This is a genomic window from Rhodococcus sp. AC861, assembly GCF_979256035.1.
The window spans coordinates 169583-195673 of record NZ_CEEDMW010000006.1 but is presented as its reverse complement, the minus strand read 5'-3'; the positions used below and the strand labels follow the sequence as shown (position 1 = coordinate 195673).

Sequence of the window (26091 nt, the reverse complement as noted above, 5' to 3'; positions counted from 1 at the left end):
GGCGCTGCGGGTCGGGGCCTTTTGCTGTCGCCAACAGTCTTGACACGGCGCGCGACCAGCGCGGACAGTGATGCGATGAATCAGACACGCGTCAACAGGGTGGACCTACCCAAACCACGAACCATCCGCATATGGACGAACGAGCCGGACGGAAAAGGTACCGAATACAGCGCTGTCGCGGCTTTCAACCACTACGAGCACGGTGAGGACGGCCGCGTCACTCAAACAGCGGTTGTACCAATCGTCCTCGTCGATGGCCGCGAGCTTTCGCCGTATTCGTTGGCGGTCGAGCGCGACGCGGCAGGTGTCATGTGGGACGCCGATTGGCTTGACGGCTAGTCAACGCCTCGGCTCGACAGTCACCGCGCCAGCCCGACCGAGCGTCACGCGGAACACGCTGCGGATGAAATGCCGGCGCTGCTCCAGGTCGCCGTTCTCCCACGTCTCGACCGTCCCCATGGCCAGCAGTGAGCGCAGAGCCCCGTCCTCGGTGGCAGCGCTGGCAGCGGCTCGGGCCTCGGCAATCCGGCCGCTGAGCGTGGCCGTGATGGACCGGAGAGCGTCGATGGTTATGGCACCCTCGGCGTAGGCCGCGCTGGCGTCCGTGAGGCGCTTCTCCAGCGCGGCGGCGCGTTCCAGGTGCGCGGCGATCCCGGCGCTGTCGTCGTCAGGGGCCTCGGTCTGCGCCAGCCATTCCGAAAGTTGTGCAGTGCCAATGAAATTGAGCACTTTTTCTATGACCACATTGTCGAGCGTGTCGGCCTTGGTGGAGACGTGGCCCTCCGGACAGCGGTAGCGAACCAGGTCACCGACGCGCTTGCCATGCTTGATACTCGGTCGCACGTCCCGGCGCAGCGGTGCTTCACACTCGGCGCAGCGCGCGATGTTGGACAGCAGAGTCGACGCCTGTTGCCCGGAGGCCGTCTTCGCTCGGCCGCTGTCGAGCACGTACAGCAGGCGCGCATGGTCGGCCTCGGAGATGATCGACGGCCAGTTACCCCGGACCGGTTGGACGACCCCGCGATGCACTCTCAGGCCGGCCATCGACGCGCGGTTCAGAACGGACTTCACCGATATTGTGGACCAGGCATTGCCGTTTCGGGTCTGCACCCCCGAAGCGTTCCAGTCCTTGGCAATTCGGTACAGAGTGCGGGTGCCGTCCAGTAGCGACTCGACGGCGTCGGCGATCATCGGGGCCTCGGTCGGGTGGAGTGACCACACCTTGCGCCCGGTCTCGGGGTCGAAGCTCGACTCGAAACCGAACCCGAGAGCTGTGTAGGGATTGCCGGAGCTGGCACGGGCGTCGGTGGATCGCCGGATGCGTGACCGCGTGCGCGCGCTCTCGTATTCGGCCGTGGCCATACCGATGACCGTGGTGTAGGCGTCCGTCGCGTCGTCGAAGTCGATGACCCGCTGTCCGTCGTAGAGGAGGACGCCGCGCTCGCTACAGAGGTCTCTCAGGGCGATGTACTCGCTCATCTGGCGGGTAGCGCGGGACAGCTCCCAGACTGCCAGCACATCGCCTCGCTGAAGCACCTCGGACAGTCGCGTGTACCCCGGTCTCGACTTGGTGCTGTAGGCGCTGGCGCTTATCCCGTCGTCGCGGATCTCCTCGCGGACGGTCCAGCCTTCCCGCTCGGCGACCCCTCGGAGCGCTGCGAGCTGTTGATCGACAGACCGCGAACGGCCATCGCGATCCACGCTGACTCGCGCGTAGAGGATGGCCGTTCGTGGCGCTGCTGCGGTGCCAGGACTCATACCGGCGTAGGTTACTCCTTCAGGTGCAAGTTCCTACGATCGTCATAGCGACGTTTCCTGCACCGGATTCGGTGGGCCGGAGATCAGTGAGCGACGACCGTCGCGCCCTCGGGTCCGTCGGGCAGCTTGCCCGAGCGCACCAGCAGGCCCGCCATCACCGAACCGGCGAGGAAGATGCCCGACGCCCACCAGAAGGTGGTGGTGTAGCTGGCGATCTCCGCATTCATCCGCAGCAGCGTCGCGGCGGCCTGCGGATCCGCGGCCTGAGCCACGGCGCCCTGATTGTCGGTCGCGTAGTTCGACGCCGCGGTTGCCGCGATGGTGCTGAGCAGGGCCGTTCCGATGGATCCACCGACCTGCTGCATGGTGTTCACCGTTGCCGACGCCACTCCGGCGTCGTCGGGCGAGACGCCCGAGACTGCACCCTGCATGGCCGGAGCCATGGTGGCGCCCATACCGACACCCATGATGAGCAGGCTCGGCAGGATGTGGGCGGCGTACGAGCTGTCGATGGAGATCTGGGCCAGCAGCGCCATACCCGCCGAGGCGATGAGCATGCCGGCGCTCATGAGGACGCGAGGTCCGAAGCGCGGCAGGACCACCGAGGTGGCGACGGTCGCCGTGACGACCAGGGTGGCGATCATCGGCAGGAACGCGAACCCCGTGGTGATGGGCGTGTAGCCGAGGGTGCTCTGCAGGTAGTAGGTGAGGAACAGGAACACGGCGAACATGCCGGCACCGATGACGAACACGGCCAGGTAGGCACCGCCGCGTGTGCGGTCGAGAACGATGCGCAGCGGCAGCAACGGATGCGTCGCACGGGTCTGCAGGAAGACGAAGACACCGAGCAGGACGACGCCGACGGCGAGGAATCCGATGGTCACGGCATTGCTCCAGCCACTGGACTCGGCATGTGCGAATCCGTAGACGATGGAGAACAGGGCCGCGGACACGCTGATGGTTCCGGGAATGTCCAGCACGGGACGCTCGGTCGCGCGGTGCTTGGCCAGCAGCATGAAGCCTCCGACGAAGGCGACGCCGGCGAAGATCAGGTTGACGTACAGGCTCCAGCGCCAGTTCGCCCACTCGGTGAGCACGCCGCCGAGCAGCAGGCCGATGGCACCGCCGGCGCCGGCGACCGCACCGAAGATGCCGAACGCCTTGGCGCGCTCCTTCGGATCGGTGAACGTGGTGGTGAGCAACGAGAGTGCCGCGGGAGCGAGCAGAGCGCCGAAGACACCCTGACCGGCGCGCGCTGCGACGAGCATTCCGAAGTTGACGGCCGCGCCGCCGACGGCGGACATCACCGCGAAGCCGACCAGACCGACGAGGAAGGTGGTGCGGCGACCGAAGAGGTCACTGAGTCGGCCACCGAGCAGCAGCAGGCTGCCGAACGCGAGCGCGTACGACGTGACCACCCAGGAGCGGTCCGCGTTGTCGAAGCCGAGGTCGAGCTGGGCGGCGGGAAGCGCGATATTCACGACGGTCGCATCGAGCACGACCATGAGCTGAGCCAGGCCCAGAACGCCGAGGATGAACCAGCGTGTGCGGTCGGGAGCGTCGTGCGCGCTCGACCGGATTGCCCGGTCGACGTTTCCGACGTCGGATGTGGTGGAAGACATTGTTCCTCGCTTCGGTTACAGCGTGTGTGAGGTCTATGCGGAGGCGTAGGCTCCGGATAACAAGAAGATAGCAGCCATGCGGAGGTGTCGCCTCCGGTTAACCCGAGAACCAGGACGAAACGGACTGTGAAACCCACCACAGCGCCCAGACCACTACGCGCCGATGCCGAGCGGAACAAGCTCAAGATCATCGACTGTGCGCGAGAGTTGTTGGCGCGCAAAGGACTCGACATCACGCTCGACGATGTTGCGGCGCGGGCCGGCGTCGGCGTCGGCACCGTCTATCGACGCTTCGCCAACAAGCAGGAACTGATCGACGGCATCTTCGAACAGCGTCTCGTCGAGGTTCTCTCCCGCGCAGAAGCTGCCGCGAACGCCGAGGATCCGTGGGAAGCCATGGTCGATTTCTTCGAATTCATGTGCCGACACCTGGCCGCGGACCGTGGTCTCGGTCACGTCGTGCTCGGGTGCGACGACGGGATGGACCGCATCGCCGCCGTGCGCGGCAAGCTCGAGCCGACCATCGAGACCGTCATCTCTCGTGCGAAGGCCGTCGGCAAGCTCCGCTCGGACATCGAGCCCGGTGACCTCTTCACGCTGGTGAAAATGATCGTCGCGGGCGCCGAGATCGCGGACGAGGTGGACCCCGACAACTGGCGGCGCTACTTCGCTCTCGTCATCGACAGTCTGGCGGCCTACCCCGATCGCTCGATACCGTTGCCGGGACGCGCTCTGACGACCGACGAGATCACCGCCGTCAAACACAAGCTGCACGGGAGGGGGACGTGATCGACAATCCGACTGCTCCCCCGCTGCTCGCCTCCGATGAGCACCATCGCCTGATCGGCATCGTGCGGGGCGACGGTGCCTGGCCTCAGCTTCTCCGTTTCGCCATGGTCGGCGGACTCAGCAACGTCTTGTACGTCGCCGTGTTCGTGGCGATGCACTCCGAGGGATCCATCGTCGCCAACGCCGTGGGCGCCGTCGCCTCCACGATCCTGGCCAACGAACTGCATCGACGGCTGACGTTCCACGCCGCCGACCGCGTCGGCTGGTTCACCGCACAGTGGGAGGGCGGCGGGCTCGCTCTCATCGGACTGGGCGCCTCGACCGCCGCACTCACCGCGCTGGACGTCGCACTGCCCCAGGCCGGTGCAGCGCTGTCCGCCCTGATTCTCGTCGCGGTCACCGCGCTGGTCGGTGGCCTCCGCTTCCTGGCCCTGCGAGGACTGGTCTTCTAACGCCCTTCGCGCTCGCGGCGTGCCAGTTCGGCGAACATGGCGTTGTGCGCGGCCAGGTCGGCGCCGTCGTCACGATCGGCGGCGCGGTCCGTGCGCACCGCTTCCTTGCGGTCGGTGTTGGACCACTGGACGAGCAGAGCGAGCATCACCAGGATCAACGGAACCTCGCCCGTCGCCCACGCGATACCGCCGCCGAGCCGCTGGTCCTGCAGCAGGTCCGAATTCCACGGGAGTGACAGACCGCGGAAGAACGTCTGTCCCATGACGGTGTCCTGACTCATCAGCGCGATACCGAAGAACGCGTGGAACGGCAGGGAGCCGAACACCATGGCGAGCTTCGTCACCGGCGACAGCCGACGCGGGGCCGGGTCGATACCGATGACGACCCAGTAGAACAGGTAGCCGCTGAGCAGGAAGTGCGCGTTCATCAGCAGGTGCGCACCGTGCGAGTCGACGGATGCGCCGTAGATCCCGCCGAGGTACAGGGCGTAGAAGCCGCCAACGAAGATGACGGCAGCCACGATCGGTTGCGTCAGGAATCGGGAGAACGGACTGTGCAGGGCGGCCAGGATCCACTCGCGGGGGCCCGGAATCCCGTCCCTCCCCGCTGCCGGCAGGACGCGCAGGGCGAGCGTCACGCCGCCGCCGAGCGCCAGCAGCACCGGCGTCAGCATGGACAGCACCATGTGTGAGCCCATGTGCACGCTGAACATGGCCATCGAGTAGCGGTACACCCCCGACGACGTAGCGAACAGCAACGTCGCGCACCCGAGCATCCACGCGATCGTGCGGCCCACCGGCCACGCATCGCCGCGGGCATGCAGACGGCGCACGCCGAGGAAGTAGACGACGGCCATCACGACGGCTGCAGTTCCGAAGATCAGGTCGAACCGCCAGTCGAACAGGAAGCGTCCGAGCGAGGGTGGCGCGGTGAGGTCGTATCCGAGTTCCACCTCGGTGATCGTCAGTTCGCGGGCACTACCGAGCGGGGGCGGGGTGCGTGAGAGCCCGACGGCCAGACCGATGGTCGCCGCGAACACTAGGACCTCGGCCCCGGCGAACCGGACCAGATTCCCGCGTGACGACGGGTCCGCCGCGAGAGCGGGCAGAGCGCGCCGACGCTGCATGTACCCGAAGACGCCGAGCACGACGAGCGCGGCGACCTTGGCCAGAACCAGTCGGCCGTAGGTGGAGTCGACGAGGTCCGCGGGCTCGACGCGCACCAGCGCGTTGACGACGCCGCTGACGCCCATGACGACGAACGCGACCGTCGCGAGCAGCGAGAACCGTCGTGCCGCGACATCGGTGTGTGCCCCGCGCCGGGTGGCGTGGGCGAGCACGGCGAACAAGCCGCCGGCCCACAGCGACGCAGCCACCAAGTGCAGGATCAGGCTGTTGGTCGCCACGTCGTGGGAGCCGCCGGACGAGGAGTGTCCCGACAGCGCGAGCGGCATCAGCGAGCCCAGCGCCACCAGCAGCAGCACGGGTGTCCACGACCACCGCAGCACCGCGCGGCAACCGATCGCCAGCACGATCGCGATGATCGCCGTCCACTGCCATGCCCGGGCGAGTTCGATCTGCTCGATGCCCGACCACAGGTTCTGCGGCTTCATCGCCTCCGACAACGGCTGACCGGAGGTGTCCGACAACGTCAGCGGCACCAGCACGATCGAGCACGCGGCCCATACGATTGCGGCCGCCGACGCGGTGCGCACAGCACGGTATCCGTCGATGTCCAGCACACCCGACTTCTGCGGCGGAACCAGGAACGCTGCGAGCAGCAGGGAGCCGACCGCGATGACAGCGGCGACCTCACCCAGAGCACGAACAGCGGGAAGTCCGTAGGTGGTGACCGGTCCGGGGTCGGGAATGCCGAGCAGGACGAGGGCTTGCGACGCCGACAGCGCCACGACGAGCCCTGCGACCACGGCGGCGATCAGACCGGCGGTCACGAATACCCCGCCCGATCCGGTGCTGCGTGCGGCGGGCGCGGTGCGCTCGACCTCAGTTGTTGCCATACCTCCAGGGTAGGAGGTGACTGGCGTCGCAGCACCTACGGGCTGTAGTACTTCCCGTCACCAGTCGACATCACCGGTGGATCCGGCCCTCCCGCTCGCCGAGGGGCCTACCGCCCCCACCCCACCGGCGCGCCACGATCTCCGCCGCGATGGACACCGCGGTCTCCTCCGGTGTCCGCGCGCCGAGATCGAGCCCGATGGGAGACGAGAGTCGAGCCAGTTCGTCGTCACCGATCCCCACCTCGCGCAGTCGCGCAACACGATCGTCGTGGGTCCGACGTGACCCCATCGCGCCGATGTACCCCACGCGCGGGAGTCGCAACGCCACCTCGAGCAGGGGCACGTCGAACTTGGGGTCGTGGGTCAGCACACAGATGACGGTCCGATCGTCGATCTCACCCTCGGCCTGCAGTCGCTCCAGGTACCGATGCGGCCACTCGACGATCACCTCGTCGGCCGTCGGGAAACGCTCGGGGGTCGTGAACACCGGTCGGGCGTCGCAGACGGTCACGCGATAGCCGAGCAGGGAACCCTGACGCGCCACCGCTGACGCGAAATCGATCGCGCCGAACACGATCATGCGGGCACGGGGCGCGAACGAGTTCACGAACACGGTCATGCCCTCGCCCCGTCGCTGCCCGTCCGGACCGTAATGCAGCACGTCGGTGCGGCCGGCCTCGAGCAGTCCGCGGGCGTCGTCGACAACCGCCGCATCGGTGCGGGCCGATCCGAGCGTGCCCGACGCCGTGTCCGGCTCCACGACGAGCCGAGCGCCGACACGAGAGGCGTCGGGGTGCTCGATGACGGTGGCCACGGCCACCGGTCGGTGCTCCTCGACGGCCGCAGCCACCGAGTCGAGGTCGGAAAACGTTGTCCGAGAGATGGTCTCGACGAACACGTCGATGATTCCGCCGCAGGTGAGTCCGACAGCGAATGCGTCGTCGTCGCTGATCCCGTAGCGGTGCAGGCCGGTCTCACCGCTCTGCGCGGCGTCGTAGACAGCACCCTCGACGCAGCCGCCCGATACCGATCCGACGACTCGACCGTCGGCGAGGACCGCCATCGACGCACCCGGCGGGCGCGGCGCCGAGCGGAAGGTGCGCACCACGGTGGCAACGCCGACCGACTCGCCCCTACGCCAGGCGACGAGCACTCGATCCATCACGTCCAGCACCACCGCAGCCTTCCCTCGAACCGTGGAGTCTAAGCCGCACCTGCACCCGGGGCGCGGTGAGCGGCCTCGCTACACTCGACGGCGCATCGGACACCGATGCGCGCCTCCGTAGCTCAGGGGATAGAGCAAGGGCCTTCTAATCCCTTGGTCGCAGGTTCGAATCCTGCCGGGGGCACCACAGCCGGCTCACTCGCCCAGGCGGTAGACCACACCGGCCGCGACGAGGACCGCAGCGAGTGCAATCACGGGCGCGCCGAACCCCAGGCCCCGGAATGCCGCGGCGCCTGACACCGCCCCGGCGCCGAGGGACAACCACATCGTCGACGGCCGCACCCAGGATCCTGTCGACCGTCCTCGTAGGCGCGCCGCGACGTTCTGCCCGGCCTTGACCAAGGCTCCGGTCATGTAGGTCAGGCCGATGGTGCCACCGTCCTTCTCGAAGACCGCGTTCTCCGCACCCATCGCCGCTGCCAGCACCATGGCGGACACGACCGTCGCGGCACCCAGCGCATGCGCGGATCCGGCAACGGCGAGCAAGGCGGCGACCAGGAGCAACACCCCCGTTTTGCGACGCGACCCGGCCAGGTCCCCGACGACCGATCCCGCGACCACCCCGATGACGAACGCCGCGATGATCGATGTCCCGATCAGCACACTCGTCAGGTCACCGTCCACGAGGTCGACGGCGGCGCGTGTGGAGTTGCCGGTCATGAAGGACACGAAGAACCCGCCGAGTGCGACGAAGCCGACGGCGTCGACGAAGCCGGCCACCGCCGCGAGGCCGGCAGCCACCACGAAGTCGCGTCGCTCGATGGTCATCATGGGCAGTCATTCCATCACCGCGAGGCGCGGTAGCGTCGTAGAGGTGACTCGGCACTCGAAGACCTTCATCGTCCTCGGGCTGCTGTGCCTGGCGGGGTGCGCGAACGATGCCCCGGAGGGCGCCGTTCCGACCGAGACTCCCGCCGCCACCACCACCTCGTCGGCTCCGGTCGGGCCCTCGGTACCGACGGGTCCCGACGCCGTCGCCGCAGACGACCTCTTCATCGCCGGACTCGACAGCGGCGCCGTCGAGTACACCGACCCGGAGACGATGAAGATTCTCGGGCGCGGTATTTGCACGGAATTGCAGCAGGGTCAGCCCGTGATCGCCGAGGTCGACGCCGTCACGACGGGCAGCCGCGGCAAGTGGGACGAGAGCGCCGCGGGAGCCATCGTCGGCACGGCCATCGGCGCCTACTGCCCGGAGTTCCGAGCACTGCTTCCACCCTGACGGGCACGCCGCAGCAGGAACCGCTGGACCTTTCCGCTGGGGGTCTTGGGCAGAGCGTCGACGAAGTGCACCGTGCGGGGATACGCGTGGGCGGCGAAGTTCTCCTTCACCATCTTCTGCAGTTCCGCTTCCAACTCGGGAGTTCCCGGGACGTTCTCGGCCAGCACGACATACGCCTCGATGACCTCACCGCGAATGTCGTCGGGCTGACCGACCACAGCGACGTCCATGACCGACGGGTGTTCCACGAGAACGCTTTCCACGTCGAACGGCCCGATCCGGTAGCCGGCCATGATGATCACGTCGTCGTTGCGTGCGGAGAAGAAGTACGAGCCGTCCTGCACTCGTCCGGAGTCGCCGGTCAGGTACCAGGCGCCGTCCTCGGTGAATCGCTCGGCCGTCTTCTCCGGCGCGTCGACGTATCCGGTGAACCACATCAGCGGACTGCCCGCCACCTCGAAACCGATCTGATCCTCGACCACGCCGGCGGTGAAGCCCGGCAACGGCTTTCCCATCGATCCCGGTAGTACGGGCTCGCGGACCGAGTCGTGCCATCCGTTCACGATCACCATGCCGTGCTCCGTCTGCCCGTAGTGGTCGCGGACGGGCACACCCAGTGCAGCCTCGGACCACACGAGTACATCGGGAGTCAGCGGCTCACCGGCCGACGACGCGCGCCGAAGGGTGATACCGCCGACGGCAGGGTCCTTGCTCAGGCTGCGGTAGACGGTCGGCGCCGCCGCGAAATTGGTGACGCCGAACTGCTGCATCACCGACACGGTCAGCTGCGGAGTGAAGCCGGCGTGCAGCATCAGACTGCGTCGACCCATCGCCATCGGCCCGAGGATTGCGTAGTACAGCCCGTAGGCCCATCCCGGATCGGCGGCGTTCCAGAAGACGTCGTCCTCCGAGACGTCGAGACCGTAGGTCATGTAGGCAACGAACGATGCGAGCGCCGTCACCGGCACGGGCACACCCTTGGGCTTACCCGTCGTCCCACTGGTGAAGAGCTGGATCATGACACCGTCGCCGCCGACTGCCACGGATTCGAGAAGTGGTTCGTGCTCACGGATCATCGCGTCGAATCCCTCCCCTGCTTCGATGACGGTGATGCCGTCGAGGGAGTCGAGCTTGCTGCGCTGGTCGGGTTCGGTGACGACGACTCGGGCCGCCGCGGCCTCGACCCGCATGGCGATCGCCGGAGTCGCGAAAGCGGTGAACAACGGGACGTGCACGGCGCCGAGTCGCCAGATGCCGAGCAACGCCACCACGAGCTCGAGTCGCTTGCTCATCAGCACGCCGACGCGGTCACCGCGGGCGATCCCCATCGCGGCGACACCGGAGGCGAAGCGGGCGGACAGGTCACGCAGTTCGCCGTAGGTGAGGTCTCGCGAGGCGAGGTCACCCTCGACGAACGTGAACGCGACGGCCGACGGGTCGTGGTCGTCGCACAGCAGTGCCGCCAGGTTCGCGTCCGCGGATCCGTACTTCTCGAGCAAGGCCGGAACATCATCGGTGATCGTCGTCATGATGGGAGTGTGGCGCAGAACACTGGGCGCCCGATACCCTCCGAAGAGGGTAGGAAGACGGAGACGATGATCGATACACACTTCGAGGACGCGGTGGGCAGGCTTCGCGCTGCGTCCGGGGTCTCGCTGGCGTTCGGCGGTGTCGTCTCGGGCGAGTTGCTGACGCTCCGGCATTTCGCCGGCCGCTCGGTCGGCGCGCTCGACGGGGTCGCACTCGAAGCGGGCCAAGGACTCGGCGGCAAGGTTCTCCAGGTCAACCGCACCGTCTCGTTGGACGACTACATGCGCACTCCGAAGATCAGCCATCGGTACGACGCCATCATCTCCGCCGAGGGACTGCGCGCGATGATCGCCGCACCGGTCGTCGTCGGCCGCACCGCGGTCGGTGTCCTGTACGGGGCGATGCACACCCCCGGGAACATCGGCGACCGCGTTCTCGACGTTCTCACCGAGGAAGCACGCGTGTTGGGTCAGGACATGGCCGTCGACGAGGCGCGGCGCGATGCCGACCGTCTGCGCGAGGACGTCCGGCTCACCTACTCGCGACTGCGCGCGATGACCTCACGTGTCGACTCCGCTGAGCTCGCCACCGTGCTCGACTCGATGCGGGCGTTCCTCGAACCACCGTCGACCGGCAAAGTCGTGCCGAACGTGACCATGCGCGAACGGGACGTCCTGTCGCTGGTGGCGCTGGGCCGATCCAACACAGCCATCGCCGACGAATTGGGACTCACCGTGTCGACCGTCAAGAGCTACATGAAGTCGATCATGTCCAAGCTCGACGCGTCGACCAGACACGAAGCCGCAGTTGCTGCCCGACGGGCGGGCCTACTTCTCTGACGACGTCCGCAGCGTCTTCTCCAACGGCGTCGGAAAGCTCGGGGTGATTGCGGAACCGTCCAGATGCGCTGCGATGCGTGCACTTTCAGCCGCCACGGCCTCGTCGTCGACATCCTCGAAGAGGCGTGTCACCAGATCGCCGGCACCGCGCACTGCCCAACCGCCCACCACGCGTCCGTCCATCCACACCGTCGGACCGACGTTGCCGAAGGTGTCGAAAAGGTCCGGCCGATACTCGTCGGGCAGGAACCAGCGACGGTCCTTCCATCCCATCGGCGTCGCGTCGAGAGCCGGCAGCAGCGCGACCCCACCGTGCATTCCGTCGATATCGCTGTCGCGGAGCATGATTCCCGGTCCGGAGGACAGCTCGACCTCGACCGTGTCCAGCGCCGCCACCGCCTTCGTGGTGTGTCCCTTGTTCCAGCCCGTCCACCATTGCAGATCGTCCATGGTCGCCGGACCGAACGACTCGAGCCATGCGCGTGCGAGTTCGACACGCGCCTCGGCTTCGTCCATGTCCGGTACACCGTCGGGCCACCAATAACCGACGGGCGCCCACGTGTGGTGGCGAGAAGTCCACGTACCCCGAGGTTCCACCCGAACTATCCGGCCTTCGGCCGACAACAGGGTCAGCAGCTGCGACGTCACGTAACGCCGGACGTCATATGCCTTGTCCGTCGTCGGAAGGAACGCGGTGCGCAACTGCGGTACAGCGATGGACAATTCGGCCCCCGTGGCGGTACCCGCTGCCGCGAGCGCCGTATCGACGTCGCGCTCCACCCGATCCAGCCACGTCGGAACGTCGTCGATCACCGGATCCGTCGGCATGGTCGACAGTTGTTTGACGAGGCGAGTTCGCAGAGTCCGCGCCACTCCCGCGCTCGCGGCGGCCTGCACGATCGGCATGAACGTCCTGTCGATGACGAACAACGTGCGCCGCATCGCCATCACCCGCACCAGACTGTGATCGGTGTACATCGCGTCGCGCATGGCATCGAGCGTCGCCGTCGTCGACCGCGCCAGCACCTGCAGAGACACGGTGGCCGGATCCGTCGCGTGCAGGGCCACCAGTCGCGTCGTCACCTCCGCCGGCGTGAGCGCCATACCCGCGCCGACCGCATGACGGCGCACCAACACCTGCCGTCGTTCCGCGTCGGTCACCTTCATCGGCATAGTCTGACCGACCCCGCTCCCGTGCGCACGTGCCCCGCGGCGCAGTTCGTGTGGTGCTCCCCCGATGGGGAGTGCGCGGGACGAACCGCGGTGCGCGAGTCCCAGCCCGGCCCCACCACTCACAACGGCGCCACACCCGCAGGTGTGGCGCCGTTGTGAAGCGTGCTCTAGCGACCGTTCGAACGCTTGGACTCCTCGAAGTCCCCCTCGATCACTTCGAAGGTGCGCGTATCGGATTCTGCGCGACGCGAGGCCTCACGCATTTCGATGCCGTCGGTGACCAGGTCACCGATCTCGCGGGTGACGTCGCGGACCGCGGTCGCGATGATCACCGCGATCCGCCCGACGTGCATGGCCGCCGATTCGGTCAGGTCCTGCACTGTGTCCTTGTTGCGTTCGAACTTGCCCACCATGGCACTTACCTCTCAGGCTGCAGCTTTTTCGCGCTCGATGATCACACCGGTCACCTTGTCCACACCGGTGAAACGGTCGGGAAGGGCGAGCCGGAAGATCTTGCCCCACACAGTACCGATCTGATGGAAGAAGCCACCAGTGTTGTACGGAAGGCCGTACTCCTCACAGAGCGCCTTGACCTCGGGCGCGATCTGCGGGTAGCGGTGCGCGGGCAGGTCCGGGAAGAGGTGGTGCTCGATCTGGTGCGAGAGGTTGCCGGACATGATGTGGAACAGCTGCCCACCCTCGATGTTCGCGGAGCCGAGCATCTGACGCACGTACCACTGACCGCGGGTCTCCTGCGCGGTCTCCTCGACGGTGAACGTCTGCACGCCCGTCGGGAAGTGGCCGCAGAAGATGATGGAGTAGGCCCACACGTTGCGGACGATGTTGGCGGTGAAGTTGCCCACCAGCGTCGGCACGAACATCGGCCCGGTCAGCGCGGGGAAGACGATGTAGTCCTTGAGGACCTGTCGTCCGGCCTTCTTCCACCAGCCCTGGATGAGGGGCTTGACGTCGTGCCACTTGCGCTTGCCCTGGATGACGTTCTCGGCCTCCAGGTCGTGCAGCATGACACCCCACTCGAAGAAGGTCATGAGCAGGAACGCGTAGATCGGATTGCCCAGGTAGTACGGGTTCCACTTCTGCGCGCTGTCCATCCGCAGGATGCCGTAACCGATGTCGCGGTCCATGTCGAGGATGTTGGTGTAGGTGTGATGCATGTAGTTGTGCGAGTGGCGCCACTGGTCGCCAGGGCACGTGTTGTCCCATTCGAAGACCTTGGAGTTCAGGCCCGGCTCACGCATCCAGTCGTACTGGCCGTGCATGACGTTGTGGCCGATCTCCATGTTGTCGAGAATCTTCGACAGGCTCAGGGCGCTGACGGCGGCGATCCATGCCGGCGGGAAGAAGCCGAAGTACATCAGTCCGCGACCGGCGACCTCGAGTCCGCGCTGCGCCTTGATGATCTTGAAGATGTAGTCGCGGTCTTCCTGACCGAGGTCCGCGACGGTGCGGGCGCGCAGGTCGTCGAGCTTGCGCCCGAGTTCCTCCACGGCCTCGTAGCTCAGGACGACGGGTCCGTCGGTGCCCGGCTTGTCCAGCACGTCGACGCCGGACGTCGTGGTGTCGGGCGCCGAGCTGGAACCGATGAACGGGAGAAAGGACAGTGAGAGTCCGAACATGGTGACCTCCTCTTCGAGTGTGTGGATGGGTCAGACGTCGATGTCGACGTCGCCCACGGGGACGGAGATGCAGAGCTGGATTTCGTTGTCCGGATCGGAGTCGAGCTCACCGGTCTTGACGTTGCGGGTGCATCCCGACTTCTTGATTGCCGTGCAGGTGAAGCAGATTCCCATCCTGCAGCCGAATTCCGGTGTCAGCCCGGCATTCTCGGCCTGCTCCAGGAGGGTGGCGCCGTCGTTCTCCGCCTCGACGGACGAACCCGAGAACGACACGGTTCCCGAGGCATCCCCGTCGACGACCGGAACTGCGGTGACGAACTCCTCCGAGAACAACGACTCGGAGAGTCCGAGGTCGTCGAACACCGACCTGACGCCCTTCATCAGCCCGGGCGGCCCGCACAGGTACGTCTGCGCCGAGGCGTGCCAGGGTGCTGCGGCGTTCAGATGCTCGGTGTCGAAGAATCCGTGCAGATGACCACCGTTCTGCTGATCGGTGTACGCGTACAGAACGTCCACGTTGTCGTTCTCGGCCGCGATGCGGTCGAGTTCGGCGCGGTAGCAGACGTCGTTCTCCGTGTAGGCGTAGTGCAGGAACGCCACGCGTCCGGTGTACCCCTCGTGCACCAGCGTGCGCAGCATCGACATCACCGGGGTGATGCCGCTTCCACCACTGATCAGCAGAACGTGGTCCGGTCGCGGGCTCGGCAGCTCGAAGGTGCCCGTGGCGGGTGCGAGATTGACCACGAGACCGGGCTTCGCCGAGGCGACCAGGTAGTTGGACACGATGCCGTCCGGCTGAGCCTTGACGGTGAGCTCGATCGTGTCGTCGCCGGTTCCGGCAGTGCCGGCCGGGGAATAGCAGCGCGTGTGTCGGACGCCGTCGACCACGACACCGATCTGCACGAAGTGGCCGGCGGAGAACCCCTTCCACTGCCACGTGGGGCGCAGCGTCAGCGTGACGGTGTCGGAGGTCTGATGACGAACGGCGACCACCTCGGCGCGCATGTCGTCGACGGTCATCATGGGGTCGACGAGTTCGAGGTAGCGGTCGACCGCATGCGGCGTCGTCAGCGTCTCGAGCAACCGGGGGCGCAGCTTGGACAGCAGCGAACTGCGACGGCCGCGCGATGTGGGTGTGGTGGCGATGCTCAAGTCGTCCTCCTCGTATGACGGGCCGGTGACCGGACGATTTCTCCAGTGCACACGCGTTCACTGGAATCGAGTGTGACAGCCCGTACCGGCAACTATCAAGCCAAATGTGACGACGGACACGTACCGTGATCTGCAGTGACGCGCCTGGCTCCCGTGATGCGGAAGTGCACACTCATACACTGATGTCGGTTAATGTCGAGGGATGTCCGAGAACTCCGCAGGTTCCGCGACGGCCAGCAGGGCCGAACGCAAGGAACGAACCCGGCGGGCCCTCGTGGACGGAACGCTCGACGCCATCGCGGACCGCAGCTTCTCCAGCGTGAGTCTCCGCGAGGTCACCCGTGCGGCCGGAATCGTCCCGACAGCCTTCTACCGCCACTTCGCCTCGATGGAAGACCTCGGTGTGGCGGTGGTCGAGGACAGCATGCGGGTGCTCCGCAAGATCCTGCGCGATGTCCGCCGCCACCCCTCCGCCGACAACGCCCGCGAATCGCTCGAGTTGCTGATCGGTGAGATCCGGGAGCACGACGTCCAGTTCCGCTTCCTCATTCGCGAGCGGTCCGGCGGCATCGTCGAGGTCCGACGGGCGATCGAGACCGAGCTGCAGATGATCGTTCACGAGCTGACCCAGGACCTCTCGCGCATCCCCGCGCTCTCGTCCTGGCCGGGCGAGGATCTGGACATGGTCGCCGACCTCATCGTCAACACGATGCTGGCAACGGTCGTCGACCTCGTCGAAGTGTCGCCGTCCAGTGCCGCCGAGCGCGACATCGTCGAGCGCGCCCTGTCCCAGCTGCGGGTGATCATGCTGGGGATGGGTCAGTGGAAGCCCCGACAGTTCGGCTCGGCCCGCGGACCCGCGACCGCGCTGCGCGCGTAGCCACGCCCGACGCGACCGACGAGCCGCTAACCTCGGATGCATGCGCATCTCTGTCGGCGACCTCACTTTCGACGCAGATCGGTACGGAACGGCCGGGAACAGACCCGCCCTTCTCCTGCACGGATTCCCCGAGACGTCCGCGAGCTGGCACGACGTCGCCGTCCGGTTGGCCGATGCCGGCCGGGACGTCGTGGTTCCGAACCAACGCGGCTACTCCCCCGGCGCCCGCCCCGAGGGCACGGAGTCCTATCGGATCGACTACCTCGTCGACGACGTCGTCGGAATGCTCGACAGCCTGGGTCTCGACGCCGTCGACCTGGCCGGCCACGACTGGGGCGCGATAGTCGCCTGGTACGTCGCGGTGCGGCACCCGGAGCGGGTCCGCACCCTCACTGCCGTGTCGGTTCCGCATCCCGCTGCGTTCGGCTGGGCCATCCGCGAGGACGAGGACCAGAAGAAGCGCAGCGAATACATGACGTTGTTCCGACAGCCCGGAAAGGCCGAGGATCTCCTGCTCGAGGACGGCGCGCGCCGCCTGATCGCGATGTTCTCCGGTGCCGAGGATTCGACGATCGTCCACAAGCATCTGCCTGTCATGGGCGATCGTGCGACCTTGACCGCGGCTCTCGAGTGGTACCGGGCCATGACGCGGGATTTCGCCGATCTCGGACCGGTGACCGTTCCCACGACCTTCGTCTGGGGCAACCAGGACACGGCCGTCGGGCGCGTCGCGGCCGAACTCTGCGCCCAGCACGTCAGCGGCACCTACGAATTCGTGGAGCTGTCGGGAAGCCACTGGATCCCCGAGGAATTCCCGGATCGACTCGCCGACGAGATTCTCGCGCGCTAGCGCGAGACGGGCTGTCGCAGAATCGTTCTCAGTCTCGAAGGATCCACTCGCCGCGGGTCGCTCAGATAGATCTCGTGATGACGCCCCGTCATGCCGAGCGAGCGCGCCGGGACGACGACGTCGTGCATCTCGGCCAGTACGGCAGCCTCGTCGTCGTAGGACCCGATGTGCAGAGTCTGCACACACAGGCCCTCGTCGAGACGCTCGAGCCGCACGTCGGAGATGCGCGGTGCGCTCTTCATCGCCCGCACCTCCTCCAGATGGTCGGCGGTGATCCAGTCCGGCACCATGATCATCGCCGTCCATTCCCACTGCGACTTGTCACGCCGACTGGTGAACGACTCCATGTCGTCGGACCACCACAATGCTTCGAGGGGCATCACGACGTGGTCGCGTCCGAGCTCGTTCCTGCTCAGGAACTTCAGTCCGTAGGCCAGCGGGTACAGCGACGCGATCGCATCCGCGTAGGCCGACGTGTTCGGATCGCCCTGTCCGTCGACCATCAGATAGTCCACCGGGGGCACGGTCACGATGTCGAACCGGCCTCTCGACGCGGAGTAGGTCGGCAGATCCTTCCTGAAGTCGACCTTCACGCCGTCACCCGTGCCCGATCACCGTCCGGAGCCGCGACGCGCAGCAACGCCAGCAGGCCGGCGCCGAGTACCAGCAGCAGCCCCAGGATTCCTGCCCGGTCGGCGTCGAAAAGGTAGGCGAACAGGCCGAACAACGTCGGCGACAGGAACGACACGGCACGTCCGGTGGTCGTGTACAGACCGAACATCTGGCCCTCTCGACCCGGCGGCACGATGCGCGTGAGAAACGTGCGTGACGACGACTGCGCCGGGCCGACGAACAGACACAGGATCAGACCGAAGATCCAGAACATCAGCGGCCCCGACACCGCGAGCAGGATGGCCCCGGCAACGATCATGGACGCGAGCGAGACGACGATGACCCGCTTCGGTCCGATGCGGTCGTCCACGCGTCCGGCGATTAGAGCGCCCAGTGCAGCAACCACGTTCGCAGCGACGCCGAAAAGCAGCACGTCGGCGGCCGAGATGCCGTAGACCGTCACCGCCAGCACCGCGCCGAACGTGAAGACCCCGGCGAGACCGTCCCGGAACAGTGCGCTGGCCACCAGGAACCATACGGTGCGACGCTCGGTCCGCCACAGATCGGACACGTCTCGCCACAGCACGCGGTAGGACTCGAGATATCCGGCGCGTGCGGCAGCCGCGTCGGGGTCGAGGGCCGGAAGTTCGGGCACCGCGAACACGACGGGAAGTGCGAACAGGAGGAACCACACCGCCGCCATGAGGGCGATCAGACGGATGTTCAGCCCGCCGTCGGTGCTGACGTCGAAGAATCCGCGTGTATCGCCGTCGCCGGTGATGAAGCCGAAATAGCACAGCAACAGCAGGAAGATGCCGCCGAAATAGCCCATGGCCCAGCCGAATCCGGACACCCGACCCAGATTGTCGGGCGTCGACACCTGCCGCAGCATCGCGGTGTACGGAACCTGGGCGACCTCGAAGAGCACCGAGGCGATGGACAGCAGCACCAGTCCGAGCCACAGATAGTGGTAGTCGTCCTTGACGAAGAACAACGCCGCCATGCACACGATGGTCGCTGCGGTCAGGACGAACAGGAGTCGTTTGCGACGTCCCTTCGCGTCGCTGCGCTGACCCGACACGGGGGCGAGCAGGGCTATCGACAGCCCGGCGATTCCCAGTGCCCAGCCCAACCACGTGGTCGCCGAGATACTGCCGGGCAGGTCCGCTCCGACCGAGTCGGTCAGATACACCGAGAAGACGAAGGTGAGGATGACGGCCTGGAACGCCGCGCCACCCCAGTCCCAGAACCCCCACGACAGCACCTGCTTCTTCGACACCGCGCCAGGGCTACCCACAACGACCATGCGTCGGAGCATAAGGTGCCGAGATGACCGACTTCCCCGTTCTCCTGTCCCCGATCGAGGTCGGCCACACCACGCTGCGCAACCGCGTGATGATGGGATCCATACACACAGGGCTCGAGGACCGGGCCAAGGACGTCGACAAACTGGCCGCCTACTTCGCCGAGCGGGCGCGCGGAGGGGTCGCGCTGATCGTCACCGGTGGGTACGCGCCCAACCGCACCGGCTGGCTTCTTCCGTTCGCGGCGAAATTGACCAACCGACTCGAAGCTCGACGCCACCGCCGCGTGACCGACGCGGTGCACCGGGAGGACGGCAAGATCCTGCTGCAGATCCTGCACGCAGGTCGGTACTCCTACCACCCGTTCAGCGTCAGCGCCTCGTCGGGAAAGTCGCCCATCACCCCCTTCCGAGCTCGAGGTCTGAGCGACCGCGGGGTCGAGTGGCAGATCAGGAACTACGTGCGCTGCGCTCGACTCGCACAGCGCGCCGGGTACGACGGCGTCGAGATCATGGGCGGCGAGGGCTACTTCCTCAACCAGTTCCTCGCACCGCGCACCAACCAGCGCACGGACAGATGGGGCGGATCGGCGGAGAACCGCCGTCGTATCGCCGTCGAGATCGTGCAACGCACGCGGGCGGCGGTGGGTCCGACGTTCCTGCTCTCGTTCCGCATCTCGCTCGCCGATCTGGTCGAGGGCGGCCAGACGTGGGACGAGATTGTCGCGCTGGCCACCGACCTGGAGGCAGCCGGTGTCGACCTGTTCGATTCCGACTTCGGGTGGCACGAGTCCCGCGTCCCGACCATCGTCACGTCTGTCCCTCGCGCACCGTTCATCGACTTCACCAAGCGTCTCGCCGAGGTGGTTACCGTGCCCGTCGCGGCCGCCAATCGCATCAACATGCCCGAGATCGCCGAGGAGATCCTGACCGACGGCAGCGCGCAGCTGGTCTCGCTCGCACGCCCGATGTTGGCCGACCCCGAGTGGATCCTGAAAGCGCAGAGCGGCCGACGCGACCAGATCAACACCTGCATCGCGTGCAATCAGGCCTGCCTCGACCACGTCTTCGTACACAAGAAGGCCTCGTGCCTGCTCAACCCGCGCGCCGGTCGTGAGACCGAGTTGCTCCTGTCCCCCACTCGCCGGGCGACCGACGTGGCCGTCGTCGGAGCCGGACCTGCCGGCTTGTCCACCGCCGTCGCCCTCGGTCAGCGCGGACACCGGGTGACACTGTTCGAGGCACGCGCCGAGATCGGCGGCCAGTTCGCCATCGCGCGGCGGATTCCCGGCAAGGAGGAGTTCGCGGAGACCGTTCGCTACTTCTCCCACGCCCTCGAGGCGGCGAACGTGACGGTCCGGCTCTCGACGACGGCGACTGCCTCCGAGTTGTCCGGGTTCGACCGTGTCGTTCTCGCCACCGGTGTGATCCCGCGTGTCCCGTCGATCCCGGGGATCGACCATCCGAGCGTGATGACGTATGCCGACGCGGTCCTCGGGCACCGGACCATCGGCCGTCGAGTCGCCGTCATCGGTGCCGGCGGAATCGGTGTCGACGTCTCGGAGTTCCTCACCTCCGAGCCGGCGCCCAGCCTCGCCGAGTGGCGTGCCGAGTGGGGCGTCACCGACGACCCCACTGCTCCCGGTGCCGTGACGGACACTGCCGCCACACCGGCCTTGCGCGAGGTGTTCCTGCTCCAGCGCACGGAGGGGCGCATCGGGACGCGGCTGGGAAAGACGACCGGATGGGTGCACCGCGCCGCGCTGAGGAGCAAGAAGGTGACGCAGCTGTCCGGGGTCGCGTACGACCGGATCGACGACGCCGGTCTGCACATCACCGTGGACGGGGCGTCTCGCACTCTCGCCGTCGACAGCATCGTCGTCTGCGCGGGACAGGAATCGGTGCGCGACCTGCTCGACGAGCTGGTGGCATCGGGAACCGTGGTCGACGTCATCGGAGGTGCCGACGTCGCCGCCGAGGTGGATGCGAAGCGTGCGATCGAGCAGGGCACCCGCCTCGCCGCATCCATCTGACCCGCCGCTGCCGCGTCGGAACCGCTCACGCTAGCCTCGGACACCGTGAGCCTCCCAGCACCCTCCGAAGAGTCCCGTGCCGTCGTCACCGGAGCATCGTCCGGTATCGGTGAAGCACTCGCCACCGAACTCGCCGCCCGCGGGCACTCGCTGATCGTGGTCGCACGACGCGGTGAGCTCCTCGAGGCCCTGGCCACGAAGCTCACGGCCGAGCACGGAGTCGCCGTAGAGGTGCGCGTGAACGACCTGTCCGATCCCGCTCAGCGTCAGACGCTGGCGGACGAGCTGGCCGGCCGCGACATCTCGGTGCTGTGCAACAACGCCGGCATCGCGACGTTCGGGCCCGTCTCGGCACTCGACCCCGCCTACGAACGCGCCCAGGTGCAGCTCAATGCCGTTGCGGTGCACGACCTCACCCTGGCGGTGCTTCCCGGCATGATCGCACGCAAGGCGGGCGGGATCCTCATCACGGGGTCGGCAGCAGGGAACATGGCCATCCCCAACAATGCGACCTACGCCGCGACCAAGGCGTTCGTCAACACGTTCTCGGAGTCGTTGCGCTCGGAACTCTCCGGCACCGGAGTGCACTGCACCCTGCTGGCACCCGGGCCGGTCCGCACCGAGACGCCCGATCCGGCAGACGCCTCCATCGTCGACAAGCTGGTGCCGGATTTCCTGTGGATCGACAGCGCGTACACCGCACGAATCTCGCTCGACGGCCTCGAGAAGAACAAGATGCGCATCGTGCCGGGCATCCTCAGCAAGGGAATGTCCGTCGCCGGGCAGTACAGCCCGCGCTCCATCAGCGCCCCGATCATCGGCAGCTTCTACAAGAAGCTCGGCGGTTCCTGACCTCCTACCTGCGTCGACGGCGACCCGTCCCGAAGATGCTGCGTGAGATCTCCCGTCCTGCTGCACTCGCAGCCGAGCGGAGGAAACTCTTCACGGCCGGGTTCGCCATGATGCGCTCCGCCGCGGACGGGCCGTCGCGCTCCGGCTCGGGGAGCGGCGGCAGGTCGTAGGTCTGTGGCAGCGGCGGGAACTCGGGTGCCTGCGGTGTCGGCTCCGGCGCCATGCGGGCGTTCAACAGTTCGTAGGCGGACTCGCCGTCGACCGTCGTCCCGTAGGTGGCATAGAGCGGGCTCGCTGTCGCAGCCGCGGTGATCGCGTCGGTGCCGATGGTGTCCATCAACGACTGCGGCGGTCGGATCCTCGTCCACGCCACGGGTGTCGGCGCTCCACGCTCGGACAACACGGTCACGATCGCTTCTCCGGTTCCGAGCGTCGTCAGAGCTTCCTCGAGGTCGTAGTCCTCGCTCTTCGGATACGTCCGGACCGTCTTGGTCAGCGCCTTCTGATCGTCCGGGGTGAAGGCACGCAGCGCATGCTGCACACGCGCGCCCAGCTGCGACAACACCGGACCCGGTACGTCCGAGGGCAATTGGGTGCAGAAGAAGATTCCGACGCCCTTGGAACGGATCAGCTTCACGGTCTGTTCGACCTGCTGCAGGAATGCTTTCGACGCGTCGGCGAACAGCAGATGCGCCTCGTCGAAGACGAACACGAGTTTCGGGGCGTCCAGGTCGCCCTCCTCGGGGAGAGTCTGGAAGAGATCGGCCAGAACCCACATCAGGAATGTCGAGAACATCACCGGACGTGCTGCGAGAGCGCCCAGTTCGAACAGCGTGATCACGCCGCGACCGTCGGGTGCGATACGGATCAGATCCTCCGTGCGCATCTCCGGCTCCCCGAAGAACGTGTCTCCACCGTCCGCTTCGAGATTCACCAGTGCCCTCAGGATGACTCCGGCCGTCGACGACGAGACGCCGCCGATGCCCTTCAGGTCGGCCTTGCCCTCGTCGCTGGTGAGATGGGTGATCACCGCGCGCAGGTCTTTCAGATCCAGCAGCGCGAGCCCCTGCGTGTCCGCCCAGTGGAAGATCAGGCCAAGGGTCGATTCCTGAGTAGCGTTGAGCTGCAGGACTTTACTCAGAAGGATCGGCCCGAAGGCCGTGATGGTCGCCCGGACCGGGACAGCGCCGCCCTCGGTACCGAGCGACAGGAATTCCACCGGGAACCCGGTGGGCGCCCACTCCGTCGCCGCGGTCTCCGTCGCGCGGGCCCGCAGACTTTCGGAATCGGTTCCGCCGGCAGACAATCCGGACAGGTCGCCCTTGATGTCCGCGAGCACGACGGGAACGCCTGCGGCGGAGAGCTGCTCGGCGATGACCTGGACGGTCTTCGTCTTCCCCGTTCCGGTCGCGCCCGACACGAGACCGTGCCGATTGACCATCTTCAACGGCAACCGCACCCGGGCCGAGGCATCTGCCACGCCACCGAGCACGACACTGCCGAGTTCGATCGCCGGGCCCTGCGTCGCGTACCCCGCAGCGATGGCGGCTGCCCGTCCGGCAGTGGTGGAATCGGTCATCGTCTGCGGTGCTCCGTTCGGTGGGGGCGTTCGCGGTGAACTCTAGCGTCGACGTCGGGACTACTGTGGCAGCGGTGAACGACAAACTTGTGTGGATCGACTGCGAGATGACCGGTCTCGAGCTGGGCTCGGACAAGCTCATCGAGATCGCCGCTCTGGTGACGGACAGCGACTTGAACGTCCTGGGCGACGGTGTCGACATCGTCATCCACTGCGACGACGACTCCCTCGCGTCGATGCCCGACGTCGTGACCGCGATGCACGCCAAGTCCGGTCTGACCGAGGAGGTGCGCGCCTCCACCGTCACCATGGAGCAAGCGCAGAAGCAGGTGCTCGACTACATCCGTACGCACGTGCCCGCGGGCACGGCTCCGCTCGCCGGCAACTCGATCGGTACCGACCGTGGGTTCATCGCTCGGGACATGCCGGAACTGAACGACTACCTGCACTACCGGATGATCGACGTGAGTTCGATCAAGGAACTGTGCCGACGCTGGTACCCGCGCATCTACTTCGGTCAGCCTCCCAAGGGTCTGGCCCACCGGGCACTCGCGGACATCGAGGAGTCCATCCAGGAGTTGCGGTACTACCGTCAGACCGCCTTCGTCGCGCCCCCCGGCCCGAGCACGGAGGACATCGCCTCCGTCGTGACCGCGTTGACCGACAAGGACGCCTGACCGAGTAACCGATTGGCATCCCGCGCCCGGGACACGCTAGTATCGAACGCGCTGCGAAGCCCTCCACGGGGCAGACACAGTGATGGTGGGCGTAGTTCAGTTGGTAGAGCACCAGGTTGTGATCCTGGCTGTCGCGGGTTCGAGTCCCGTCGTCCACCCCGAACAGAAAGGCCCCCGACTCACGAGTCGGGGGCCTTTCTCGTCCGTGATTCTCTAGCGCGGCAGGGCGTCGAGGTTCGTCCGCATCAGGATGACGTTGTAGGACGAGTACTGCGATGCCGTGAAGTACAACGCATTACCGGCGGACTTCGGGTGGATGTACGGGGCGTACAGGCCTCCGCCGGGGTAGTTGCCGATGTCGTTGTTGACCACGAGTGCTGTGGGCGCGCTCCACGGGCCCTCCGGAGACGACGCGGTGCGCGCCATGATCCGACCTTCGACGTCGTTGCCGTACAGCATGATGTATCGGTTCAGATAGGCGTTCCAGGCGACGGACATCTCCCCGACCGGTTGCCGGACGACGGGCACGGCCGCATCCACTCCGGGAGCCCACCCGCCGCCGTTCCAGTATTCGTAGCGGCTCAGGTCCAGCATGGCCTCGGGTGTGACGCGGGCGAGGTACGCAGCACCGAGACGGCCGTTCGGAGTCCCGTACTGGTAGACGAACCCGTCCTGGCCGCGGACGAAGGCCGCCTGCTGGAAGCGCGCATCCAGTTGTTCGGTGCCGGGAATCGTGACGCCGCTGTTGAAGCGGATCGTGCTCGGTTCGGGGAACCACGTCTGCCCGTTGTCCCGTGATGTCGCGATACCGGCGTAGTTGGTCGACCAGACCGAGCCGCTCCACTCCCGAACCGACATGAAGTGCATGTACTGCACGCCGTTCACCGCGATAGCCGACGTCGGAACGATCGTGTACTCGACGGGTGAGAGCCCCAGCGCGGAGAGCAGCTGCGTGGCGAACCGTGGGTCGTTGCCGGCGACCACTGCACCCGACGAGGCATCGCCGGGAACTCCGTCCGCGAAGGTGATGCCGTCCGCGAGATCTGCGTCATTGCTACGCAGAAGGACGTTGTGCCGCCATTGCCCACCCGGCACCGAGCAGTTGCCGAAGGTGTCGCCGAAGGCCATCAACGTCTGTCCGGCGCCGTTGTCCCAGCTGATGCCGAGATCCGTTCCCGAGATCCCGAAGCGGTCGAACGTCCTGTTCGCGCTCTCCTGTCCGGTCACCCACGCCACGGTGGACGTCGACGGCCCGTCGTATGCAGGCACGGGGCCCTGACGACCGGCCGGTTGCTGCCCCGGGAAGCCGATACCGCTGATTCCGGTGCCGGAGAGTCCCCCGCACGGTTCGGCGACGGCTACCGGTGCGAGCGCCAGGCTCGATCCCCCGACCACCATCAATGCCAGGGCAGCAGCCATCGCCCGTTGTCGTCCCATATCGAAAATCCCCCACAGTCGCGTTGCACGCGGCAGTAACCCCGCCCCGCACGAAAGGTATCAGTCGGCCATGGAGCCCGACCTCCCCGCATGAGCAGGGCCTCCGATGAATTACACGCATGTGTTTTCCCAGCTAGGCGGCGCCGCTCGAATTACGTTGGTGTAATTGAGCATTCGTGTTACCCAGCGATACTCAAGTCCCGTAGAGTGACCGATGGCGCTCTTGGGGAAGGTGCGCCCCGTGTTACCTGTGTTGTTCCACCGGTCGTACCCGAAAGCCAAGGGAAGGGCATTCGCGTTCGCCGGTGCGGCATGGCCGTGCTCTCGCGTCGCCCGCTCGTGCGGACCCGCGTGGCGTCGACGGCTGTGTCGTCAGTGGACGCCGCGGCACCTCGGGACGCCTCCTCCTCACAGTCCGCGCCGACGTGAGAAGTCGACGCCCCCGGGCGCA

Annotated in this window: 24 protein-coding genes and 2 tRNA genes; 12 read left to right on the top strand and 14 right to left on the bottom strand. The window is 66.7% G+C overall.

Annotation, left to right across the window (positions count from 1 at the left end; all coding sequences use genetic code 11):
• Positions 1 to 75: 75 nt before the first annotated feature.
• On the top strand, positions 76 to 339 hold the full coding sequence (locus AC0IX4_RS19345; RefSeq protein ID WP_471830536.1) for a hypothetical protein: 264 nt from the start codon (positions 76 to 78) through the stop codon (positions 337 to 339).
• Here the strand turns inward: AC0IX4_RS19345 and AC0IX4_RS19340 are convergent, their stop codons facing one another.
• Entirely contained in the window at positions 340 to 1758 is a 1419-nt protein-coding gene (locus AC0IX4_RS19340; RefSeq protein ID WP_471830535.1) for a recombinase family protein, read from the bottom strand.
• Positions 1759 to 1841: 83 nt separating this feature from the next.
• Positions 1842 to 3380 carry an MFS transporter gene (locus AC0IX4_RS19335; RefSeq protein ID WP_471830534.1) on the bottom strand — a complete coding sequence of 513 codons (1539 nt, stop codon included), beginning with the start codon at positions 3378 to 3380 and terminating at the stop codon, positions 1842 to 1844.
• Between the two features lie 126 nt (positions 3381 to 3506).
• Here AC0IX4_RS19335 and AC0IX4_RS19330 point away from each other — a divergent pair, with 126 nt between their 5' ends.
• Positions 3507 to 4169, top strand: a complete 663-nt coding sequence (locus tag AC0IX4_RS19330; RefSeq protein ID WP_471830533.1) for a TetR/AcrR family transcriptional regulator — start codon at positions 3507 to 3509, stop codon at positions 4167 to 4169.
• Positions 4166 to 4621, top strand: a complete 456-nt coding sequence (locus AC0IX4_RS19325; protein ID WP_471830532.1) for a GtrA family protein — start codon at positions 4166 to 4168, stop codon at positions 4619 to 4621. Before AC0IX4_RS19330 ends, AC0IX4_RS19325 begins: the two co-directional genes overlap by 4 nt.
• On the opposite strand, the gene AC0IX4_RS19320 is transcribed toward AC0IX4_RS19325, so the two are convergent.
• Positions 4618 to 6639 (bottom strand): bifunctional copper resistance protein CopD/cytochrome c oxidase assembly protein, encoded by a 2022-nt coding sequence (locus tag AC0IX4_RS19320; protein ID WP_471830530.1) that lies wholly within the window; start codon positions 6637 to 6639, stop codon positions 4618 to 4620. The two genes, AC0IX4_RS19325 and AC0IX4_RS19320, sit on opposite strands and share 4 nt — an antisense overlap.
• Before the next feature lie 70 nt (positions 6640 to 6709).
• Positions 6710 to 7801 (bottom strand): XdhC family protein, encoded by a 1092-nt coding sequence (locus AC0IX4_RS19315; RefSeq protein ID WP_471830734.1) that lies wholly within the window; start codon positions 7799 to 7801, stop codon positions 6710 to 6712.
• Between the two features lie 114 nt (positions 7802 to 7915).
• On the opposite strand from AC0IX4_RS19315, the gene AC0IX4_RS19310 reads away from it, so the two are divergent.
• A tRNA-Arg gene (locus AC0IX4_RS19310) sits at positions 7916 to 7991 on the top strand.
• Between the two features lie 8 nt (positions 7992 to 7999).
• Here AC0IX4_RS19310 and AC0IX4_RS19305 read toward each other — a convergent pair.
• Positions 8000 to 8635, bottom strand: a complete 636-nt coding sequence (locus AC0IX4_RS19305; RefSeq protein WP_471830528.1) for a YoaK family protein — start codon at positions 8633 to 8635, stop codon at positions 8000 to 8002.
• 43 nt (positions 8636 to 8678) lie between these two features.
• On the opposite strand from AC0IX4_RS19305, the gene AC0IX4_RS19300 reads away from it, so the two are divergent.
• Complete coding sequence (locus AC0IX4_RS19300; protein ID WP_471830526.1) at positions 8679 to 9086, top strand: DUF732 domain-containing protein; 408 nt, start codon at positions 8679 to 8681, stop codon at positions 9084 to 9086.
• On the opposite strand, the gene AC0IX4_RS19295 is transcribed toward AC0IX4_RS19300, so the two are convergent.
• The gene (locus tag AC0IX4_RS19295) at positions 9050 to 10615 is read right to left on the bottom strand and encodes an AMP-binding protein (protein ID WP_471830524.1); all 1566 of its coding nucleotides are present in this window, start codon (positions 10613 to 10615) and stop codon (positions 9050 to 9052) included. The genes AC0IX4_RS19300 and AC0IX4_RS19295 overlap by 37 nt on opposite strands.
• Before the next feature lie 66 nt (positions 10616 to 10681).
• On the opposite strand from AC0IX4_RS19295, the gene AC0IX4_RS19290 reads away from it, so the two are divergent.
• Complete coding sequence (locus AC0IX4_RS19290) at positions 10682 to 11455, top strand: helix-turn-helix transcriptional regulator (RefSeq protein WP_471830523.1); 774 nt, start codon at positions 10682 to 10684, stop codon at positions 11453 to 11455.
• Here the strand turns inward: AC0IX4_RS19290 and AC0IX4_RS19285 are convergent.
• From AC0IX4_RS19285 to AC0IX4_RS19270, 4 genes are all read right to left on the bottom strand, one after another.
• Positions 11444 to 12622, bottom strand: a complete 1179-nt coding sequence (locus tag AC0IX4_RS19285) for a winged helix DNA-binding domain-containing protein (RefSeq protein ID WP_471830521.1) — start codon at positions 12620 to 12622, stop codon at positions 11444 to 11446. The genes AC0IX4_RS19290 and AC0IX4_RS19285 overlap by 12 nt on opposite strands.
• A 173-nt stretch (positions 12623 to 12795) precedes the next feature.
• Positions 12796 to 13041, bottom strand: coding sequence for a hypothetical protein (locus tag AC0IX4_RS19280; protein WP_042575992.1), 246 nt, complete (start codon positions 13039 to 13041; stop codon positions 12796 to 12798).
• A 12-nt stretch (positions 13042 to 13053) separates the two neighbouring features.
• Positions 13054 to 14265 carry a fatty acid desaturase family protein gene (locus AC0IX4_RS19275; RefSeq protein ID WP_471830520.1) on the bottom strand — a complete coding sequence of 404 codons (1212 nt, stop codon included), beginning with the start codon at positions 14263 to 14265 and terminating at the stop codon, positions 13054 to 13056.
• Between the two features lie 30 nt (positions 14266 to 14295).
• The gene (locus AC0IX4_RS19270; protein WP_042576001.1) at positions 14296 to 15417 is read right to left on the bottom strand and encodes a ferredoxin reductase; all 1122 of its coding nucleotides are present in this window, start codon (positions 15415 to 15417) and stop codon (positions 14296 to 14298) included.
• A 202-nt stretch (positions 15418 to 15619) separates the two neighbouring features.
• Here AC0IX4_RS19270 and AC0IX4_RS19265 point away from each other — a divergent pair, with 202 nt between their 5' ends.
• Positions 15620 to 16297, top strand: a complete 678-nt coding sequence (locus AC0IX4_RS19265; protein ID WP_042575990.1) for a TetR family transcriptional regulator — start codon at positions 15620 to 15622, stop codon at positions 16295 to 16297.
• Between the two features lie 40 nt (positions 16298 to 16337).
• Complete coding sequence (locus AC0IX4_RS19260) at positions 16338 to 17147, top strand: alpha/beta fold hydrolase (RefSeq protein ID WP_471830519.1); 810 nt, start codon at positions 16338 to 16340, stop codon at positions 17145 to 17147.
• Here AC0IX4_RS19260 and AC0IX4_RS19255 read toward each other — a convergent pair.
• Both AC0IX4_RS19255 and AC0IX4_RS19250 read right to left on the bottom strand, forming a co-directional pair.
• Complete coding sequence (locus AC0IX4_RS19255) at positions 17144 to 17740, bottom strand: GyrI-like domain-containing protein (RefSeq protein ID WP_471830518.1); 597 nt, start codon at positions 17738 to 17740, stop codon at positions 17144 to 17146. The two genes, AC0IX4_RS19260 and AC0IX4_RS19255, sit on opposite strands and share 4 nt — an antisense overlap.
• A complete protein-coding gene (locus tag AC0IX4_RS19250) occupies positions 17737 to 19065 on the bottom strand; it encodes an MFS transporter (protein ID WP_471830517.1) in 1329 nt (442 codons plus the stop codon). Before AC0IX4_RS19250 ends, AC0IX4_RS19255 begins: the two co-directional genes overlap by 4 nt.
• 23 nt (positions 19066 to 19088) lie before the next feature.
• Between AC0IX4_RS19250 and AC0IX4_RS19245 the strand changes: the two genes are divergently transcribed.
• Together AC0IX4_RS19245 and cmrA are read left to right on the top strand one after the other, a co-directional pair.
• Positions 19089 to 21095 (top strand): FAD-dependent oxidoreductase, encoded by a 2007-nt coding sequence (locus AC0IX4_RS19245; protein ID WP_471830516.1) that lies wholly within the window; start codon positions 19089 to 19091, stop codon positions 21093 to 21095.
• 45 nt (positions 21096 to 21140) lie between these two features.
• Positions 21141 to 21947, top strand: a complete 807-nt coding sequence (gene cmrA / locus AC0IX4_RS19240; protein WP_471830515.1) for a mycolate reductase — start codon at positions 21141 to 21143, stop codon at positions 21945 to 21947.
• Positions 21948 to 21951: 4 nt separating this feature from the next.
• On the opposite strand, the gene AC0IX4_RS19235 is transcribed toward cmrA, so the two are convergent.
• The gene (locus tag AC0IX4_RS19235) at positions 21952 to 23526 is read right to left on the bottom strand and encodes a helicase HerA-like domain-containing protein (RefSeq protein WP_056075410.1); all 1575 of its coding nucleotides are present in this window, start codon (positions 23524 to 23526) and stop codon (positions 21952 to 21954) included.
• Positions 23527 to 23600: 74 nt separating this feature from the next.
• On the opposite strand from AC0IX4_RS19235, the gene orn reads away from it, so the two are divergent.
• Both orn and AC0IX4_RS19225 read left to right on the top strand, forming a co-directional pair.
• On the top strand, positions 23601 to 24203 hold the full coding sequence (gene orn, locus AC0IX4_RS19230; protein ID WP_042575999.1) for an oligoribonuclease: 603 nt from the start codon (positions 23601 to 23603) through the stop codon (positions 24201 to 24203).
• A gap of 85 nt (positions 24204 to 24288) precedes the next feature.
• Positions 24289 to 24361 (top strand) — tRNA-His (locus AC0IX4_RS19225).
• A 55-nt stretch (positions 24362 to 24416) separates the two neighbouring features.
• On the opposite strand, the gene AC0IX4_RS19220 is transcribed toward AC0IX4_RS19225, so the two are convergent.
• Positions 24417 to 25640, bottom strand: a complete 1224-nt coding sequence (locus AC0IX4_RS19220) for a DUF4185 domain-containing protein (protein ID WP_056075407.1) — start codon at positions 25638 to 25640, stop codon at positions 24417 to 24419.
• Positions 25641 to 26091: the final 451 nt, after the last annotated feature.